The 18,409-nt window shown below is 36.6% G+C and carries 13 protein-coding genes and 1 CRISPR repeat array; of the genes, 12 read left to right on the forward strand and 1 reads right to left on the reverse strand.

Annotated features, from left to right (window positions below; genetic code table 11):
- Positions 1–639: 639 nt before the first annotated feature.
- The 5 genes from cas9 (at position 640) to I2I13_RS03360 (ending at position 9,484) form a co-directional block, all read left to right on the forward strand.
- A complete protein-coding gene (gene cas9, locus I2I13_RS03340) occupies positions 640–5,172 on the forward strand; it encodes a type II CRISPR RNA-guided endonuclease Cas9 (RefSeq protein WP_195648767.1) in 4,533 nt (1,510 codons plus the stop codon).
- Positions 5,169–6,182 carry a virulence RhuM family protein gene (locus I2I13_RS03345; RefSeq protein WP_195648768.1) on the forward strand — a complete coding sequence of 338 codons (1,014 nt, stop codon included), beginning with the start codon at positions 5,169–5,171 and terminating at the stop codon, positions 6,180–6,182. The genes cas9 and I2I13_RS03345 overlap by 4 nt, the downstream gene beginning before the upstream one ends.
- Entirely contained in the window at positions 6,175–7,107 is a 933-nt protein-coding gene (gene cas1, locus I2I13_RS03350; RefSeq protein ID WP_195648769.1) for a type II CRISPR-associated endonuclease Cas1, read from the forward strand. Before I2I13_RS03345 ends, cas1 begins: the two co-directional genes overlap by 8 nt.
- Complete coding sequence (cas2, locus tag I2I13_RS03355) at positions 7,107–7,439, forward strand: CRISPR-associated endonuclease Cas2 (protein WP_009001195.1); 333 nt, start codon at positions 7,107–7,109, stop codon at positions 7,437–7,439. The genes cas1 and cas2 overlap by 1 nt, the downstream gene beginning before the upstream one ends.
- A gap of 108 nt (positions 7,440–7,547) precedes the next feature.
- Positions 7,548–8,895: direct repeats of the CRISPR family, unit length 47 nt; unit sequence ATTGTTTCCAATGGTTCAAAGATACTAATTTGAAAGCAAATCACAAC.
- 367 nt (positions 8,896–9,262) lie between these two features.
- A complete protein-coding gene (locus I2I13_RS03360; protein ID WP_195648770.1) occupies positions 9,263–9,484 on the forward strand; it encodes a DUF4248 domain-containing protein in 222 nt (73 codons plus the stop codon).
- A gap of 499 nt (positions 9,485–9,983) precedes the next feature.
- Here I2I13_RS03360 and I2I13_RS03365 read toward each other — a convergent pair whose 3' ends face one another.
- Positions 9,984–10,208 carry a helix-turn-helix domain-containing protein gene (locus tag I2I13_RS03365; protein ID WP_004322957.1) on the reverse strand — a complete coding sequence of 75 codons (225 nt, stop codon included), beginning with the start codon at positions 10,206–10,208 and terminating at the stop codon, positions 9,984–9,986.
- Positions 10,209–10,332: 124 nt separating this feature from the next.
- Here I2I13_RS03365 and I2I13_RS03370 point away from each other — a divergent pair, with 124 nt between their 5' ends.
- The 7 genes from I2I13_RS03370 to I2I13_RS03400 all read left to right on the forward strand — a co-directional run bounded on the left by I2I13_RS03370 (position 10,333) and on the right by I2I13_RS03400 (position 18,315).
- The gene (locus I2I13_RS03370) at positions 10,333–10,725 is read left to right on the forward strand and encodes a hypothetical protein (RefSeq protein ID WP_164727300.1); all 393 of its coding nucleotides are present in this window, start codon (positions 10,333–10,335) and stop codon (positions 10,723–10,725) included.
- Positions 10,726–10,959: 234 nt separating this feature from the next.
- On the forward strand, positions 10,960–12,735 hold the full coding sequence (locus I2I13_RS03375) for an oxaloacetate decarboxylase (RefSeq protein WP_195648813.1): 1,776 nt from the start codon (positions 10,960–10,962) through the stop codon (positions 12,733–12,735).
- 396 nt (positions 12,736–13,131) lie between these two features.
- Positions 13,132–13,620 carry an HU family DNA-binding protein gene (locus I2I13_RS03380; RefSeq protein WP_148366861.1) on the forward strand — a complete coding sequence of 163 codons (489 nt, stop codon included), beginning with the start codon at positions 13,132–13,134 and terminating at the stop codon, positions 13,618–13,620.
- A 230-nt stretch (positions 13,621–13,850) separates the two neighbouring features.
- Complete coding sequence (locus I2I13_RS03385) at positions 13,851–15,128, forward strand: DUF3575 domain-containing protein (protein ID WP_195648771.1); 1,278 nt, start codon at positions 13,851–13,853, stop codon at positions 15,126–15,128.
- 9 nt (positions 15,129–15,137) lie between these two features.
- Positions 15,138–16,139 carry a DUF5119 domain-containing protein gene (locus I2I13_RS03390; protein WP_195648772.1) on the forward strand — a complete coding sequence of 334 codons (1,002 nt, stop codon included), beginning with the start codon at positions 15,138–15,140 and terminating at the stop codon, positions 16,137–16,139.
- Between the two features lie 53 nt (positions 16,140–16,192).
- Entirely contained in the window at positions 16,193–17,194 is a 1,002-nt protein-coding gene (locus I2I13_RS03395) for a fimbrillin family protein (protein ID WP_195648773.1), read from the forward strand.
- A 281-nt stretch (positions 17,195–17,475) separates the two neighbouring features.
- A complete protein-coding gene (locus I2I13_RS03400; protein ID WP_148366857.1) occupies positions 17,476–18,315 on the forward strand; it encodes a helix-turn-helix domain-containing protein in 840 nt (279 codons plus the stop codon).
- The last annotated feature ends 94 nt before the right edge of the window (positions 18,316–18,409 follow it).

The following is an 18,409-nucleotide window of genomic DNA, read 5'->3' on the forward strand; positions in this document are numbered from 1 at the left end:
GGGGAGGAAAGTAAGTCTTCCTGAATACTATTACAGCTTCTGGGAAAATTAGAAAATAAGGTCTGAATATAAGTGTTTTCTTGGTTTAAAAGGAACACCCCGTTGGTTTAAAACCAAAGCATCGTTCCTTTAAAACCAACGGGGCGTTCCTTTTAAAGGAAAATGTGAACCTGTATATTATGTGTAGTATATAGAATTATCTTTTCATAATAGCCATGGTAGATTTTTGGCTGTCAAATTCGATGACTACCAATGAATGTTTTTATGAGAATGCTATAACACTGATGCTTGTCACTACGGAGCATAAGTTCTATATAATAAAGAAAAGTGTTACGAGGACTATTTGGGAAAAATCAACAAAAGTTTTCATAAATGTATAGAAGGAGATTGTATGATTCATTCGAAAAACTTGGCGTTGAAAGATGATATAACATATCTGTTGATATGAGATATTTTGTTTGTAGTAGTACAAAAAAAGGCGAGGCAAATGCCCCACCCTGAATGTTTTCACAACGGAATAATCCTTATTGTGATTTGCTTTTAATTAGTGTGGCAAAGATAGTAATTTATTTTGTTTTAATGTCTAATTTGTGGAAAAATATTAATATATTTGATGAGTTATAATAAGATAGGGCAAATATGAAAAGAATATTAGGATTGGATTTGGGAACCAATAGTATTGGTTGGGCATTGGTTGACAGCGAAGAGCAGAGAATTTTAGGAATGGGTAGTCGGATTATTCCTATGGATCAGGGTGTGTTGGATACTTTCAGTGGGGGGAATCCGGTAGAGACTCAAACAGCTGCGCGAACGGCCTATCGTGGCACACGCCGATTGCGTGAAAGAGCATTATTACGTCGTGAGCGTCTGATTCGTGTTTTGAATATGATGAAGTTTTTACCCGAACATTATGCTTCTCAAATAGATTTTGAGAAGCGATTAGGACAATTTTTTGATGAAAAGGAGCCCAAACTAGCTTGGAAACAAAATGATGAAGGGAGGTTCGAGTTTATTTTTCAACAGTCTTTTAATGAAATGATAGAAGAATTTAAGAATAAGGGGGTGGTTAGAGAAGATAAAAAAATCCCATATGATTGGACTATCTATTATTTGCGTAAGAAAGCTCTTTCTCAAGAGATAGAGAAGGAAGAACTAGCTTGGATTTTATTAAATTTCAATCAGAAACGGGGATATTATCAATTAAGAGGGGAAGAAGAGGAAGAGAACCCTAATAAATTAGTAGAATATTATTCATTGAAAATAGTGGATGTCATAGCCGATGAAAAACCGAATAGTAAAGGTGATATATGGTATTCTTTACATTTAGAAAACGGCTGGATTTATCGTCGCTCCAGTAAGATTCCGTTATTTGGATGGAAAGATAAAACACGTGATTTTATTGTTACTACAGATTTGAACGACGACGGGACAGTTAAAAAAGATAAGGAAGGAATAGAAAAGCGGTCTTTTCGTGCGCCAAGCGAAAATGATTGGGTATTGTTGAAAAAGAAGACGGAGAGTGATATAGAAAAGTCTCATAAAACAGTTGGTACGTATGTCTATGAGACATTACTGCAAAATCCTATGCAAAAAGTTTGTGGAAAGCTTGTACGGACAATCGAACGTAAGTTCTACAAGGATGAACTGAAACAAATTCTTGAGAAACAAAGAGAGTTTCATCCCGAATTGAGAGATGAAGATTTATACAACGACTGTGTAAGAGAGTTATATCGGAGCAATGAGACGTACCAATTTATTTTAAGTAAAAGAGATTTTGTTCATTTATTCTTAGACGATATTTTATTTTATCAGAGACCATTACGGAGTCAGAAGTCTGCGATAGGTGATTGTATACTTGAATTTAAAACATACAAAGATAAAGATGGAAATAATATTAAAGAGTATCTGAAGGTCATTTCAAAATCCAATCCTCTTTATCAGGAATTCCGTATATGGCAATGGCTGTACAATTTGAAGATATATCGGAAGGAAGATGACGAAGATGTTACTTTGCAATTTATTGCAAACATTGAAGATAAAGAACAGCTATTTGATTTCTTGAGTAATAGGAAAAGTATAGAACAGAAACCTTTGCTTGAATATCTGATAAAGGCAAAAGGTCTGAAAAAACAGGTAAAGACAGAGGCATATCGATGGAATTATGTTGAAGATAAGATATATCCTTGCAGTGAAACAAAAACGATGATTTCTACACGTTTGGCTAAAGTAAAAAATGTTCCAGAGGATTTCCTTACAAAAGAAATAGAACAAAAACTTTGGCATATCATTTATTCTGTTACGGATAAAAATGAGTTTGAGAAAGCGTTGGGAACTTTTGCAAGAAAGTATGATTTAGATATTGCTTCTTTTGTAGGTAATTTCAAGAAAATTCCTCCCTTTAAAAATGAATATGGATCATTCTCCGAAAAAGCAATAAAGAAGTTGTTACCTTTGATGCGTTTGGGGAAATATTGGAAATGGAGTGATATTGATAATAATATCCAAAATAGAATATCCAAAATAATCATAGGCGAGTATGATGAAGAAATTAAGGATATAGTTCGTGAAAAGTCCATTGCTCTAACTAATGAAAACGATTTTCAAGGTTTACAGTTATGGTTGGCTCAATATCTTGTTTATGGGCGACATTCAGAAGCTGATATTGCAGGAAAATGGCATTCAGTTGCTGATTTAGAGAAGTATTTGAATGAGTTTAAACAGCATTCCTTACGTAATCCGATTGTAGAACAAATAATTACGGAAACTTTACGGGTAGTGAGAGATATTTGGCAAAAATACGGACAGGGAGCAGAAAACTTTTTTAGTGAAATCCATGTTGAGCTTGGACGTGATATGAAGAACACTGCTGACGAAAGGAAAAAAATAGCTAATGTTGTAACAGAAAATGAGAATACCAATTTGCGAATCAAAGCATTATTAATGGAATTAAAGAATAATTCTGATGGCAAATTGGAGGTTGAAAATGTCCGACCCTATTCGCCCATGCAGCAGGATATTCTGAAAATATATGAAGAGTATGCAATTAGCACTGGGCTTGATAACGAAAAGGATGAAAAGGTAAAGGAAGATATAAAGAAAATAAGCAGGGTTGCACAACCTACAACAACAGAACTACAACGCTACAAACTATGGTTGGAGCAAAAATATTGTTCTCCATATACGGGTAAGGTCATCCCGTTAGGGAAGCTCTTTACCGAAGAATATCAGATTGAGCATATCATTCCAAAATCTCGTTACTATGATGATAGTTTCAGTAATAAAGTAATTTGTGAGGCCGCTGTAAATAAATTGAAGGATAAATGTTTAGGGTTGGAGTTTATAAAAAACTACCATGGACAGATTGTGGAAACAGGCTTTGGACAAAAAGTAACTATCTTTGATGAGGAAGCGTATCAGAATTTTGTAAAGCAGCATTATGCTTATAATCGTTCCAAGAGGACAAAGCTTCTATTGGAAGAAATACCTGAAAAGATGATAGAACGCCAAATGAATGATACACGTTACATCAGCAAATTTGTTCTCCCTCTTCTGTCAAATCTTGTACGTGCAGAAGAAAATGACAATGGAGTAAATTCAAAAAATGTACTTCCTGTAAATGGCAAGATTACAACTATGTTGAAACAAGATTGGGGGCTGAATGATGTTTGGAATGATTTGATTCTTCCTCGTTTTGTGCGGATGAATGAGTTGGCAAAGACTATCGCATTCACCAGTTGGAATGAACAATATCAAAAATATTTGCCTACTGTTCCATTAGAACTATCAAAAGGGTTTCAAAAGAAGCGTATTGATCATCGACATCATGCAATGGATGCTTTGGTAATAGCCTGTGCAACTCGTGACCATGTCAATCTGCTAAACAATAAACATGCAAATACTGATACAATTCGATATGATTTACAACGGAAATTACGATTGTTTGAGCGAGTGACATATATTGACCCGCAAACAAAAAACAATGTAACAAAAGATATTCCGAAAGAATTTAAAAAGCCATGGGATAATTTCACTGTTGATGCCCGTAATGAATTGGAAAAAATTATTGTTAGCTTTAAACAAAACTTGCGTATAATTAATAAGGCAACCAATATATATACGAAATATGAAAACGGTAAAAAGATAAAGGTAAGCCAGAAAGGTCTTAATTGGGCAATTCGTAAACCTCTACACAAAGAAACTGTATTTGCAAAAGTATCACTTCGTAAAAGAAAAACCGTACGTTTGAGTGAGGCTTTAAAAGATTGGAAAAGGATAGTCGATAAAAAGCTAAAACAAGAAATAAAACGGCTTACCTGTCAATATGGTAAATTTGATGTGGATACAATCTTGCGATATTTTAAAGATCGGAAGTACCAGTTTGGAGAAGTAGATGTATCAAAAGTAGAAATATATTATTTTGATGAAGAAAATGCGGCGGTGCGAAAAAATGTAGATACATCTTTTACAGAGAAGTTTATTCAAGGATCTGTAACAGACACTGGCATACAAAAAATCTTGCTTAATCATTTAGAGGCAAAAGGGAACAAGGTTGAAATTGCGTTCTCTCCTGAAGGTATTGAGGAGATGAATAAGAATATCATTCAGCTTAATGAAGGGAAGTTGCATCTTCCAATATTTAAAGTTCGTGTTTATGAAACAATTGGTAATAAATTCTCTGTTGGAGTAAAAGGAAACAAGAAAGACAAATATGTGGAAGCGGCAAAGGGAACCAATCTGTTCTTTGCTATATATGTAGATGAAAATGGTATTCGTTCTTATGAAACTATACCTTTAAATATCGTAATAGAACGTTTAAAACAAGGATTAAGTGTGGTTCCGGAAAAAAATAGAAAGGAACATAGTCTATTATTTTATTTATCTCCTAATGATTTGGTATATGTGCCTATAGAGGATGAACGAGAAAACATTCACGCTGTTAATTTGGACCAACTTAATAATGAACAACGGAAGAGAATTTATAAAATGGTAAGTTGTACAGGTTCAGAGTGTCATTTTGTTCCTTATTATGTAGCAAGTCCTATAGTAAACAAAGTTGAATATTCGTCATTGAATAAGATTGGAAGGAGTCTGACTGGCGAGATGATTAAAGACGTTTGTATAAAACTAAAAGTTGATCGATTAGGAAATATTAAAGGAATATCTGGCTTATGAATAAAAATAATAACACCCCAATTCCCTCTGATTTCTTTCTTTATAAAGATAGTAATGGAGAAGTGAAAGTCGAAATCTATATTTTTAATGAAACAGTTTGGCTGACACAGGATAAGATTGCGCAATTGTTTGGAGTGGATAGAAGCGTAGTGACAAAACATTTGAAGAATATCTTTCAAACGGCTGAATTGCAGGAGGATTCAGTTAGTGCAAAAATTGCACTAACTGCTGCTGATGGTAAAAAGTATCAAACGAAGCTATACAATCTTGATGCTATCTTATCCGTAGGCTACCGTGTCAACAGCATTCAGGCCACACATTTTAGAATCTGGGCAAACAGCGTACTGAAAGAATATTTGATTAAGGGTTTTGCCATGAACGACGAGCGATTAAAAAATCCACAAATGCTATTCGGCAAAGATTATTTCGAGGAGCAATTGGCTCGTATTCGTGATATTCGTAGCAGTGAACGTCGTTTTTATCAGAAGATAACTGATATTTATTCGCAATGTAGTGCTGATTACGAAGCTGGTAGCGAGGTGACAAAGACGTTTTTTGCAACTGTTCAGAATAAGTTGCATTGGGCAATTTCCGGACAGACGGCAGCGGAGATAATTGTTACCCGTGTGGATGCAGAGAAACCTAATATGGGATTGACTACTTGGAAAAATGCGCCTAACGGGATGATTCGTAAACCGGATGTATCCATCGCAAAGAACTATCTCAATGAAACTGAAATGGATGATTTGAATCGTATTGTTTCGATGTATTTGGATTATGCAGAACGTCAAGCGAAAAAAGGACAGGTGATGTATATGAAAGATTGGGTGAAGAAGCTAGATGCATTCTTGCAATTTAACGAGGAAGCGGTATTGCAACATAGTGGGCAGGTGAGCCATGAGGTCGCCAAAGCATTGGCGGAACAAGAATATGACAAGTTTCATGCTAGGCAACTTCGGAATTACGAATCGGACTTTGATAAACTTTTGAAAGGAATGAATCATGATTAAGAAAACACTTTATTTCGGAAATCCGGTTTATCTATCGTTGCGCAATGCGCAGTTAGTTATTAAATTGCCTGATGTGGAAAAAGCAACGGCCTTACCGGAAGTATTGAAAAAGCAGGCGGAAGTGACAAAACCTATAGAAGACATTGGCATTGTAGTGTTGGATAACAAGCAAATCACCATCACTTCCGGTGTGTTGGAGGCTTTGCTTGAAAACACTTGCTCTGTAATCACTTGCGATAGTAAGAGTATGCCAGTTGGACTGATGCTTCCTCTTTATGGAAATACAACGCAGAATGAGCGTTTTCGTGAACAATTAGACGCTTCGTTGCCATTGAAGAAACAACTTTGGCAACAAACTATTCAGGCGAAGATTAACAACCAAGCATCTGTGCTCAAGGATTGTATGAATGAAGAGGTAAAGTGTATGCGCGTGTGGGCAGCTGATGTACGTAGTGGCGACCCTGACAATTTGGAAGCACGTGCTGCTGCATATTATTGGAAATCTTTATTTGCAGATGTTGACGGTTTTACGCGAGATCGTGAAGGTATTCCTCCAAATAACCTATTAAACTACGGATATGCAATTCTTCGTGCAGTGGTAGCACGTGGGTTGGTAATAAGTGGGTTACTTCCTACTTTGGGTATCCATCATCATAATCGATACAATGCTTATTGCTTGGCGGATGATATTATGGAACCTTATCGTCCTTATGTGGATGAATTAGTATTTAGCTTGATACAGGAGTATGGAAAGGGTGTGGAGCTAACGAAAGAGGTGAAAACGCGATTGCTTATTATTCCGACATTGGAAGTAATAATTGGAGGTAAACGCAGTCCGTTGATGATTGCTGTGGGGCAAACTACTGCCTCACTTTATAAATGTTTCAATGGAGAGCTTCGTCGAGTTGCCTATCCCGAACGGTAATGGATCGTCTTAGTGAATATCGTATAATGTGGGTGCTCGTTCTTTTTGATTTGCCAACTGAAACGAAGAAGGAAAAGAAGGCTTATGCGGATTTCAGAAAGAATCTGCAAAAAGATGGTTTTACGATGTTTCAGTTTTCCATTTATGTGCGTCACTGTGCTAGTAGCGAGAATGCAGCAGTACATATAAAAAGAGTTAAATCTTTCCTTCCGGAACTAGGGCATGTCGGAGTCATGTGTATTACGGATAAACAATTTGGGGACATAGAACTTTTCTATGGAAAGAAGGCGCAGAGTGTTAATACACCAGGGCAGCAATTGGAATTGTTTTAGAACACAAAATCTCGCATTAATGCGAGATCTTGTGTTGGAAACAGTCTTCTTTTTTCTTTTCTAATCTTCTTTGTAACTAATTGAATTACATTTTATTATACGAAATGTATTGTTTCCAATGGTTCAAAGATACTAATTTGAAAGCAAATCACAACTGGTTTTCAAGCCCTCTATATAATCGGGGTATTGTTTCCAATGGTTCAAAGATACTAATTTGAAAGCAAATCACAACTCCAACGGGTATTCCAACACCGTGCGTAATATTGTTTCCAATGGTTCAAAGATACTAATTTGAAAGCAAATCACAACTGCTTTCAAGTTCTTCAATTACTTTGTCTAATTGTTTCCAATGGTTCAAAGATACTAATTTGAAAGCAAATCACAACGCGCATCAGCTTGTGCTGCAATCTGTGATGATTGTTTCCAATGGTTCAAAGATACTAATTTGAAAGCAAATCACAACCTTCGTGTGAAGTTGGTAACACTTTAAAAATTGTTTCCAATGGTTCAAAGATACTAATTTGAAAGCAAATCACAACAATTTTCCACGTACCAATGAACTATCTAAATTGTTTCCAATGGTTCAAAGATACTAATTTGAAAGCAAATCACAACCTGCAATGTCTGCTAGCCCTAGTATTACGATTGTTTCCAATGGTTCAAAGATACTAATTTGAAAGCAAATCACAACTATCCTGCGCCAATTTACGACAAGCAAGAATTGTTTCCAATGGTTCAAAGATACTAATTTGAAAGCAAATCACAACAGTATCGTATCCTCGAATATTTCGAGCCCCATTGTTTCCAATGGTTCAAAGATACTAATTTGAAAGCAAATCACAACGCAATAAGCATACGGGTTAGGCGTCTGTACATTGTTTCCAATGGTTCAAAGATACTAATTTGAAAGCAAATCACAACAGTAGAAAACTACTTAATGAGATTAAAAAATTGTTTCCAATGGTTCAAAGATACTAATTTGAAAGCAAATCACAACTTATTGTCTCCAATGGTATTTTTACCAATAATTGTTTCCAATGGTTCAAAGATACTAATTTGAAAGCAAATCACAACTACTGGGAAGTTTGTCCCACATGGAGACGATTGTTTCCAATGGTTCAAAGATACTAATTTGAAAGCAAATCACAACTATAGTCTACTCCGGCTCGTTTGAGTTCTATTGTTTCCAATGGTTCAAAGATACTAATTTGAAAGCAAATCACAACAGGCGTGAATACTATATCAACTCCATAGCGATTGTTTCCAATGGTTCAAAGATACTAATTTGAAAGCAAATCACAACGTCCTTTTGTTACACCTCTACCTGCTAGGATTGTTTCCAATGGTTCAAAGATACTAATTTGAAAGCAAATCACAACTTACACAATCCTCTATATACTCACAGCAAAATTGTTTCCAATGGTTCAAAGATACTAATTTGAAAGCAAATCACAACATTAGCTATAACTCCTAATTTCCAAATGGAATTGTTTCCAATGGTTCAAAGTTACTAATTTAAAAGTAAATCACAATCCATTCATGCATCTCTTTTTAATATAAACATGTTATTTCTTGTGATTTAAAGATTGTCATTTTCGTATAAGTATTTTTAAGTTTCCTTTTGTGAGCATTAGACTTAATTCTAGTGTTAAATATTGAGAATACTCAATCTGTTTCAATTGCTTAGTAATTGGGTTAATAAAGGTGGGTATTCCTTTATATTAACGATAAAATCCCAAATGACTTGACAAACGCTTTTTGATGTTGTATATTTGTAGTACGAAAGAAACAATGAAACGATAAATTAAAACTTTAAAAACGAAATGAGACGAATCTTATCTTTTGCTGTATTAGCTGCATTGTACTTCCCCAGATGTACGACCAGTAAAAATGCAGTGCGTTGTCTGAGCCGATGGATTAAAGACTGTAACCCGTTGACCAAAGAGCTTGTACCGACCGGTTATATGCCGTATAATCATCGTTATCTGACGATGAAACAGTATAAGATTATAACAAAACATCTAGGAGATCCTTATGAGGATTAGGGTATAGACGACCCGATGAAAAGCTTGAGGCTGCAACCTTTTATAGGGTTTGCAGCCTTTTTTGTTGCATAAATTCAATGTAAATCCTTCTGAAAGCTACATTCGGGTTTTTAATAAACTTGGATACCGTTTTTAATAAACTCCTTAAGAATTTATTAGAAACTCAAAAGTTGTTTATGCAGAAAAGATAAACTTTTTTCGGTGTCCTGAAATGAACAGTATGAGAAGTTTCTTTATTGAATTCTTTGTGTGGTTAATAATTGTGACATTTGAGGGCGTTTTATCTAACAAGTATGGAACTTGTGATAATATGTTTCTCAAACTGGTAATGTTGGTAGTAGTGTTTGAGCTGTATTTTGAAATAACTTCCTTGTTGAGAAATTGTGGAGCTTTAACTAAGACTTAATAAGTTTGCTTGAAATTTAGGCAGCTATATACTTTATTGTACAAATGATTATATATAATAAAGTATATAGCCACATATCATTATCTTTAATGACTATACTATATCTTTTAAATTTACCTCTAATGTATTAGCGATTTTTACAAGAGTACCAATAGTGAAGTTTGTTCTTCCTTTCTCTATTCGAATGACATTATTGTATTCTATTTCAAGCTTATCTGCAAACTCTTGAATAGATAGATTCTTACTTTCTCGTAATCTTCTAATTCTAGTACCTATCTCATTTAATGTTTTTTGTTTATCGAGCATAATTTCTGTCATATATGATTGTTTTCAAAGAAAAGTATTTATATTTGCATATCTACAATCATATATGATTGTATTGTGGATTTTAGTGTTGAACATAAAATATTTAGCAAAGTAATAACAATAAAAAAATGATGAAATGGATACTCTTAAATTGCATTCACACTTTGAAAATTTACTGTATGTGGGAAGAAGCGTGCTCACTAATACAAGTAGCCGCATTCAAAGATTATTTTTTAAAAAAGAGATGTGTATATATGAATACTTGTTTAAGGAGGAAGCGAGTAAAGGCATTGAGATTGTAGTGGACAATGCTGTCTTAGTTTGTGTTTTGGAAAATGATATCTGTAATAAATCTATTCTTTATCTTAATGACTCCACTAATATAACATCTTATATTAATTATTGCAATAGTAATTTTGAATATGATAAACTCCGTGATAGATGGATTATGCCTGATGGTTATCTTACCCTTTTTATACCGAATGATGACTTTGAAAAGCGATTTGCATTCGTGCAAACTTTAGTATGAATGAACTTTGTGAAGTCTTTGGATTCTTAAGGGGATATGTCTTTGAACATTAGACAATTTGATTTGTTATTTATACTGTTAAGGTGTGTGTGGTAGTGTTTTGCTTTCATTATGATGTAAAACATCTATTTTTACCCGTTTTTTAAAGCCTGTTTTTGACTATATGTCAAAACAAACCTTTATATTTGTATATGTGAAGTTAACCAAAGAAAAAATCACTTATTATTGGCTATGATGAAAAAGGAAATCAAATTCAGTCTTGTTTATCGGGATATGTGGCAATCTTCCGGTAAGTATCAGCCTCGGGTTGACCAGCTTGTACGTATAGCTCCATTGATTGTTGAAATGGGCTGTTTTACAAGAGTTGAAACGAATGGAGGTGCTTTTGAGCAAGTGAATCTATTGTACGGTGAAAATCCTAATAAAGCCGTCCGTGCTTTTACCGCACCTTTTAGAGAAGCGGGCATTCAAACGCATATGCTCGATCGTGGATTGAATGCATTGCGTATGTATCCCGTTCCGGCGGATGTGCGTAAATTGATGTATAAAGTCAAGCATGCACAAGGGGTGGATATCACCCGTATCTTCTGTGGACTGAATGAGACGAGAAACATAATTCCCTCCATTAAATATGCTTTGGAAGCAGGCATGATTCCGCAGGCAACTCTTTGCATCACATATTCTCCGGTACATACCGTTGAGTATTATGCCCGGATTGCCGATCAGCTGATTGAGGCCGGTGCACCTGAAATATGTTTGAAAGACATGGCAGGTATCGGTCGCCCCGGTATGTTGGGGCAACTGGTCAGGACTATCAAGGAAAAACATCCGGATGTATTGATACAATATCATGGTCATAGCGGACCGGGATTGTCTATGGCATCTATCCTCGAGGTTTGCGAAAATGGTGCGGATATCATAGATGTGGCTATGGAGCCCATGTCTTGGGGCAAAGTGCATCCGGACGTGATCTCGGTACAGGCAATGTTGAAAGATTTAGGATTCCAAGTTCCCGATATCAATATGAAAGCATATATGAAAGCCCGCGCGATGACGCAGGAATTCATAGACGATTTTCTGGGTTACTTCATGGATCCTACCAATAAATATATGTCTTCACTTTTGTTGAAATGTGGTTTGCCGGGTGGCATGATGGGGTCTATGATGGCAGATTTGAAAGGGGTACATTCCGGTATCAATATGATATTGCGGAGTAAGAACGAACCTGAACTTAGTCTTGACGATCTGCTGGTAATGCTTTTCGACGAAGTGGAATATGTATGGCCTAAGTTGGGTTATCCTCCTTTGGTGACTCCTTTCAGCCAGTATGTGAAGAATGTTGCATTGATGAATCTTATGCAGTTGGTAAAAGGAGAAGAGCGCTGGACGATGATAGATAATCATACCTGGGATATGATTCTGGGTAAGAGCGGACGTCTGCCGGGCACGCTTGCTCCGGAGATTATAGAATTGGCTAAATCGAAAGGATATGAGTTTGTTGATACTGATCCGCAGTTGAATTATCCGGATGCTCTGGATGATTATCGCAAGGAAATGGATGAGAATGGCTGGGAGTATGGAGAGGATGACGAAGAACTTTTTGAACTGGCTATGCACGATCGTCAGTATCGCGATTATAAGTCGGGTGTTGCCAAGAAACGTTTTGAGGATGAATTACAACATGCTAAGGATGCATCCATGGCAAAGAGTGGTTATTCCGAGGAAGATATCAAGAAGTTGAAACGTGTCAAGGCAGATCCGGTTATTGCTCCCGACAACGGGCAGGTGCTTTGGGAAGTTTCCGTGGAAGGACCGTCCATTGCGCCATTCATCGGACGTAAATATCAGCATGACGAAGTCTTTTGTTACCTTTCTACTCCATGGGGAGAATATGAAAAGATTCTGACCGGATTCACCGGACGGGTGGTGGAAATATGTGCACAGCAAGGTGCTACCGTACGTAAGGGAGACGTTATCGGTTATATTCTGCGGAGCGATATCTTTGCGTAAGATTTTCATGTGAGTTAGACTATAGGTCACTTTATAAATAAGTCAGGCTGCAATCTGTGATGAGGTTGCAGCCTGACTTGTTTGTAGGCATTCAGTGTAAAAGTTATAGGAGGATTTTTATCTGTTAGAATTTCGATGGCTATCCATTGGTAAATTCGAGTGTTGAATATGGAAAATACGCATTTTATGAAAAAAAATAATTCTTTGATATATTCTATTGATAACTAACAATATTCTCTTCCGATAATAATTGATTCCAAACGATGAAAGGAGACATAAAGGAGACAAAAGGGGACTGGACATTTCACGGTTGATATACCTTTGCAGAGTCATTCAAACAAAGAGAATGGCAAACAGATAACCTTTATTTTTTTAACCAATTAAACTTTAACAATTATGGGTTTAGAGTACGTAGTAACAAAAAGAGTGTTCGGTTTTGACAAGGACAAAAACGAAAAGTATGTGGCAAAATCGGTTCGTTCCGGTAAGGTGAATTTTGCAAAGATGTGTCGGAAAGTGAGTGAGCTTTGTGGTGTCCATCGTAAGGTGGTAGATTTGGTCGTCAGTGGTCTGGTGGATAAGATGGCGGAGGATATTGATGATGGAAAGAGCGTGCAGATGGGTGAGTTTGGTATCTTCACTCCTACTATCCGTGCTAAAAGTACGGATGACGAGAAAGAGGTCTCATCCAAGTCGATCGTTCAGAGAAAGATCTTATTCTATCCGGGGAAAATCTTCAAAAATATGCTGGAGGATATGAGTATTACCCGCCGTGCGGAAATTGAAACGGATTATACGGACGGAAGTAGTAATGGGGGGAATAATGGGGGTAACCCTGATTCGGGCGATGATGGCAAAGGGGAAGCACCGGACCCGGCTGCATAATTGGATTGGGCTTTGTATGAAAGCAAGTTTTTAATTAGTGAATGCACAGAGAATCGATTCTTAATCGGTAATCTGTGCATTTTTTTATATAATTTTCTGCTTTTATACTTCTCAAACTTGCAAAATCGTTTCAATCGTTTCACAGAACCTTTCAGAGCTTGTCTTTTCTCCTGAAAGTATGGTTTGATTTGTTTTCTAACTTCTATATTTGTCAACAGAAACGAACGACAATGAAACATGGTATCTATATATTGGCTATTCTTATGGTTTTATTAAGCCTTTCAGAAAGTGGGTATGCTGCGGTACCATTTTTTACTGTTGTAAATGATACAATCCGCCGGGTGGTGATATATTTCGATGCGAATAAGACGAATGTGGATCCTTGTTATAAGGGTAATAATCAAGCAATTATTGCATTGGATTCCTTGTTGTCCGGAAACTTGGATACGAAAAATATAACATCGTTAAATGTAGTGAGTTTTGTTTCTCCTGATGGTGATGAGTCTTATAATAAAAGTTTGGTTACTAAGAGAAATGACTCGATAAAGGAATTCCTGCGGCGATATGAATTAGTTAATAATGTTGATAAGATTCATTTTTGTTCAAAGGGAGAGGATTGGTTGGAGTTTCGTAAGTTGGTGGCATCTGACACCAACTTACCCGACCGGGAAGAAGTGCTGATGTTGATCGACTATCATAAGGATGATATCACCAAAAGAAAGCAACTGTTGCGAAAGCTAAATCGGGGAGCCGCCTACCGATATATGGTTCGCAATATATTTCCGGAATTGAGGCGGTCTGTTATAATGATTGTCGGGGAAACCACGATAATAGATAGAGAGGCTTTTGAACCGGTATCTTCTGTCTCCGGGTTGTTTGTTTCGAATCAGGAAGAGGCGCTTCCGAAGAATCAACCTGATAAGCCTGTGGGAGAAAGTGAAGAAAAACAGACCTGTGAGGTCGATGTGTCGGAGGCAGAAGAGCCGGTGAAAAGCAAAACAGTGCTTGCGGTAAAGAACAATCTATTATATGATTTGGCATTGGCGCCGAATATAGAAGTAGAAATTCCGATAGGTAAGAGGTGGTCTTTGAATACTGAATATAAATGTCCGTGGTGGCTGAATAGTAAACACGATTTCTGTTATCAGCTCCTTTCTGGAGGGATGGAAGGACGTTGTTGGCTGGGAAACCGGCAGAAACGCAACCGATTGACCGGACATTTTATTGGACTTTATGCTGAAAGTGGAATATACGATTTCCAGTTACGTGGAGATGGATATCAGGGTAAGTATTATGGAGCTGCTGGAGTGACTTATGGATATGCAAAGCAATTAGCACAGCACTTTTCCCTTGAATTCAGTCTTGGCATAGGATATTTGACAACAGAATATAAGAAATATACTCCTTATGAGGGGGATATTATATGGACAAATAGTGGGCGTTATAACTTTATTGGTCCTACCAAAGCAAAAGTTTCTTTGGTATGGTTGATAACAACAAAGAGATAGGAGGGCGTTATGCGAAATGCAAGATTCATACTTCTTGTGCTTCTGTCCTCGCTACTGGTGCTAAACGGGTGTAGCCGTCGCGATATATTGGATGATTATCCTGTAAGTGGGGTAGAAATATCATTAAACTGGGATGGAGTAACAGATAAATTACCAGAAGGTATTCGGGTTATATTTTATCCAAAGGATGGTGAAGGTAAAAAGGTAGATAGGTACCTTTCGGTACGAGGTGGAGAAATGAAAGTTCCTCCGGGACGATATTCGGTTGTAGCTTACAACTATAATACGGAGTCCATACGTATCCGGGGAGAAGAGTCATATGAAACGATAGAAGCCTATACAGGAAACTGCAATGGTTTAGGGATTGCAGGAACGGAAAAGATGGTTTGGTCACCGGATTCATTGTATGTGCTGAATATTGATGAACTGAAAATAGATAAGAGTGAAGAGGTACTTTCTTTGGATTGGAAACTGGAGTCGGTAGTGAAGAAGTATTCTTTTGCGGTAGAGGTCAAAGGTTTGGAGTACGTAACAGCAATCGTAGGGTGTATTAACGGACTATCTGATTGTTACCACATTGGCAAAGGTTATGGAGCATCTTCCTCACAACCTATTTATTTTGAGGTAAAGAAAGATGGTAATAAGGTAGTGGCGTATTTCACAGCTTTCAAACCTGAAAAGGAAATGTCAGTACCAACACGAATATCAGAATCTGGGAGCACAAGTTCCCGTGGTGTAGGCGATATAAAGTTGATCTTGAGATTTATCAAAACGGATAATACAGTACAAGAAACTGTGATTGATGTTACTGAAATAATAGGTACGCTTGAAGATACTGGAACGGGGGAAGATGGAAAGCCAACCCCACCACCCGAGATTGAGCTACCGCCTGATGATAAGATTGAGGTAGAAAAACCGGAAACACCGCCAAATCCTGATGGAGGTGGAGGCATGGGAGGAAATGTTGATGGATGGGGGCCCGAAGATAATGTTGAGTTACCTGTTACATAAAATAGAAGCTATAAACAAAATATAACAATATTATAAACTTAAAAAATACAGTTATGAAGAAAATTTTATTGGCAGTTACAGCTGCTTTAGCAATTACGAGTTGCTCACAGAATGAAGAATTTGAGGCTCCAAATCAACAAACAAAGATTGATTTTACTTCAGTAGTAAGGAAAGCTACAAGAGCTACAGATACAAATAGTAATAACTTTTTAGGGTTCACTGTAAGTTCCTATATTACAGATGATGACTATAACGAAACAGGTGCTTTAGGAGCTGCATACATGGATGGAATCTCATATACGAAAGATAATGCTGCTGCACCTTGGACTACTACCGATAAAGGAACGTATTATTGGCCATCAATAAGTTCAGGAAAAAAAGTACAATTCTTTGCATACCCGACAACGGAACCTACATCTTACTCTCTTCCATCTACTGGCTATCCTACAATATCTTTCACTGTTGATGGTACTCCTGCAAACCAAAAAGATTTGGTTGTTGCACATGCGGCTAATGTTACTTCAGAGTTGAGTGAAGTAGCTAATGGTACATTAACCCTAGATTTTAAACACGTTCTGACCCGTATTAATTTTGCTTTTACTCCTGAAGACCCTTTGCTTACTTATAAAGTGACTGGTATTAGTATAGCTGATATTAAAGGTGGAACAGGTAAATATAGTTTTAATGCAGGTGATGGTGAATGGAATTTGGCTGCTGATGCTACTTCATCATATAGTTATACTGTTAAACAATCAGCAGATAAGGTTGAAAATAAGAATTATTATTCTTTGGCTGATACTAATGCATCTTGGATGCTATTCCCTCAAGAAGTAAATGGTAAGGTTATATCAATAACATATTCAACGAAACAGGGTGAGATGGAAGTCTTTTCAGGAACTAAAAAAGTAACTCTTCCTAGTGATGCCAAATGGACAGTTGGTCAGAATGTACTATATGTATTAACATTACCTGCCGGTGCTGCTAAAGTTGGGCTTAATACAGAGGTTAGCGAATGGAATACTACAGCAGACGAAAAAGAGGAGACTGCTAAATGATAAAATGTGACACAGTCTATGATTTTGCATAAATGAGAAAACAGAATTCAGATATTTTGGCTTATATCTGGATTCTGTTTTTTTATATAAGTATTTTTGATTTTTCAGTTTTTCAAGAAAAGTGGGAGCTTTCTGTTTGAGAGCTAAACTTGCATTTTTTGAGTACTTCTATTTCTTTCCATATAACTTCTTTTTTATTTTTCTTCCCATTTTTATGGCAATATGAAATCTTTCATCTATTTTTGCTGGCAGCATAAACGAAATACAAACACAGCCAGCTTATGCCATCTATTTGTCAAGGAACTTGGGATTGTCAGATATGTCCGAAAGCAGTGAGCAATGCTATTACTCATGTGATTTATCAGCGTGGTTTTCATAAACCAGCTCAAAGGTGTGAGGAAAATTTTATCCTTTTTCTGATGAAGGGAGAAATGCTGATTAATAGTAAGGAATATGCAGGTACCATGCTCAAAGAAGGTGAATTTATACTTCAAGCTATTGATTCTACATTTGAGATGCTTGCCATGCTTGAATGTGAGTGCATTTATTATCGTTTTATTCAACCGGAATTATTTTGTGATTCTCGTTTCAATCATATAATGAAAGATGTATCACCTCCACTTATCTATTCTCCAATAAAGATAGTTCCTGAACTACAATATTTTTTGAAAGGTTCCATCACTTATTTAAAAGGAAATAAAGTCTGCCGGGATTTGTTGTCTCTCAAGCGGAAAGAACTGGCATTTGTGTTGGGGTATTATTATTCTGATTATGACCTCTCGAGTCTGGTGCATCCGCTCTCTAAGTACATAAACAGTTTCCACTACTTTGTTATTAAAAATTATAAGAAAGTAAAGACAGTAGAAGAGCTGGCTCAATTAGGTGGATATACCCTTAGCACATTTCGTCGTATTTTCAACAATGTCTTCCATGAACCAGTTTATGAATGGATGCTGGCGCGTCGTAAAGAGGGCATTCTCGATGATTTGAGTAATTCTGCTTATAGTATATCCGAGATATGCTATAAATATGGTTTTGAGTCCTTGCCGCATTTTTCTAATTTCTGTAAGAAATCTTTCGGTGCTTCTCCACGTAATTTGCGTGGACAAAACCGTTCATGATGATTGATTATTTGGAATAACCGTGATCTATTCATACATAAAGAAATCCCCTGTCGGACTAGCCGGCAGGGGATTCTGTCATTAATCAAATTAA

The organism is Bacteroides sp. D55t1_190419_B8 (genome assembly GCF_015558905.1).
GTDB lineage: Bacteria > Bacteroidota > Bacteroidia > Bacteroidales > Bacteroidaceae > Bacteroides > Bacteroides vicugnae.

Coding starts and splice junctions, on each gene's coding strand:
- I2I13_RS03380 (WP_148366861.1), top strand. CDS start 13,132: ATGGGTTTAGAGTACGTAGTAACAAAAAGAGTGTTCGGTTTTGACAAG.
- I2I13_RS03400 (WP_148366857.1), top strand. CDS start 17,476: ATGCCATCTATTTGTCAAGGAACTTGGGATTGTCAGATATGTCCGAAA.
- I2I13_RS03370 (WP_164727300.1), top strand. CDS start 10,333: ATGGATACTCTTAAATTGCATTCACACTTTGAAAATTTACTGTATGTG.
- I2I13_RS03345 (WP_195648768.1), top strand. CDS start 5,169: ATGAATAAAAATAATAACACCCCAATTCCCTCTGATTTCTTTCTTTAT.
- cas1 (WP_195648769.1), top strand. CDS start 6,175: ATGATTAAGAAAACACTTTATTTCGGAAATCCGGTTTATCTATCGTTG.
- I2I13_RS03360 (WP_195648770.1), top strand. CDS start 9,263: ATGAGACGAATCTTATCTTTTGCTGTATTAGCTGCATTGTACTTCCCC.
- I2I13_RS03395 (WP_195648773.1), top strand. CDS start 16,193: ATGAAGAAAATTTTATTGGCAGTTACAGCTGCTTTAGCAATTACGAGT.
- I2I13_RS03375 (WP_195648813.1), top strand. CDS start 10,960: ATGAAAAAGGAAATCAAATTCAGTCTTGTTTATCGGGATATGTGGCAA.
- cas9 (WP_195648767.1), top strand. CDS start 640: ATGAAAAGAATATTAGGATTGGATTTGGGAACCAATAGTATTGGTTGG.
- I2I13_RS03365 (WP_004322957.1), bottom strand. CDS start 10,208: ATGACAGAAATTATGCTCGATAAACAAAAAACATTAAATGAGATAGGT.
- cas2 (WP_009001195.1), top strand. CDS start 7,107: ATGGATCGTCTTAGTGAATATCGTATAATGTGGGTGCTCGTTCTTTTT.
- I2I13_RS03385 (WP_195648771.1), top strand. CDS start 13,851: ATGAAACATGGTATCTATATATTGGCTATTCTTATGGTTTTATTAAGC.
- I2I13_RS03390 (WP_195648772.1), top strand. CDS start 15,138: ATGCGAAATGCAAGATTCATACTTCTTGTGCTTCTGTCCTCGCTACTG.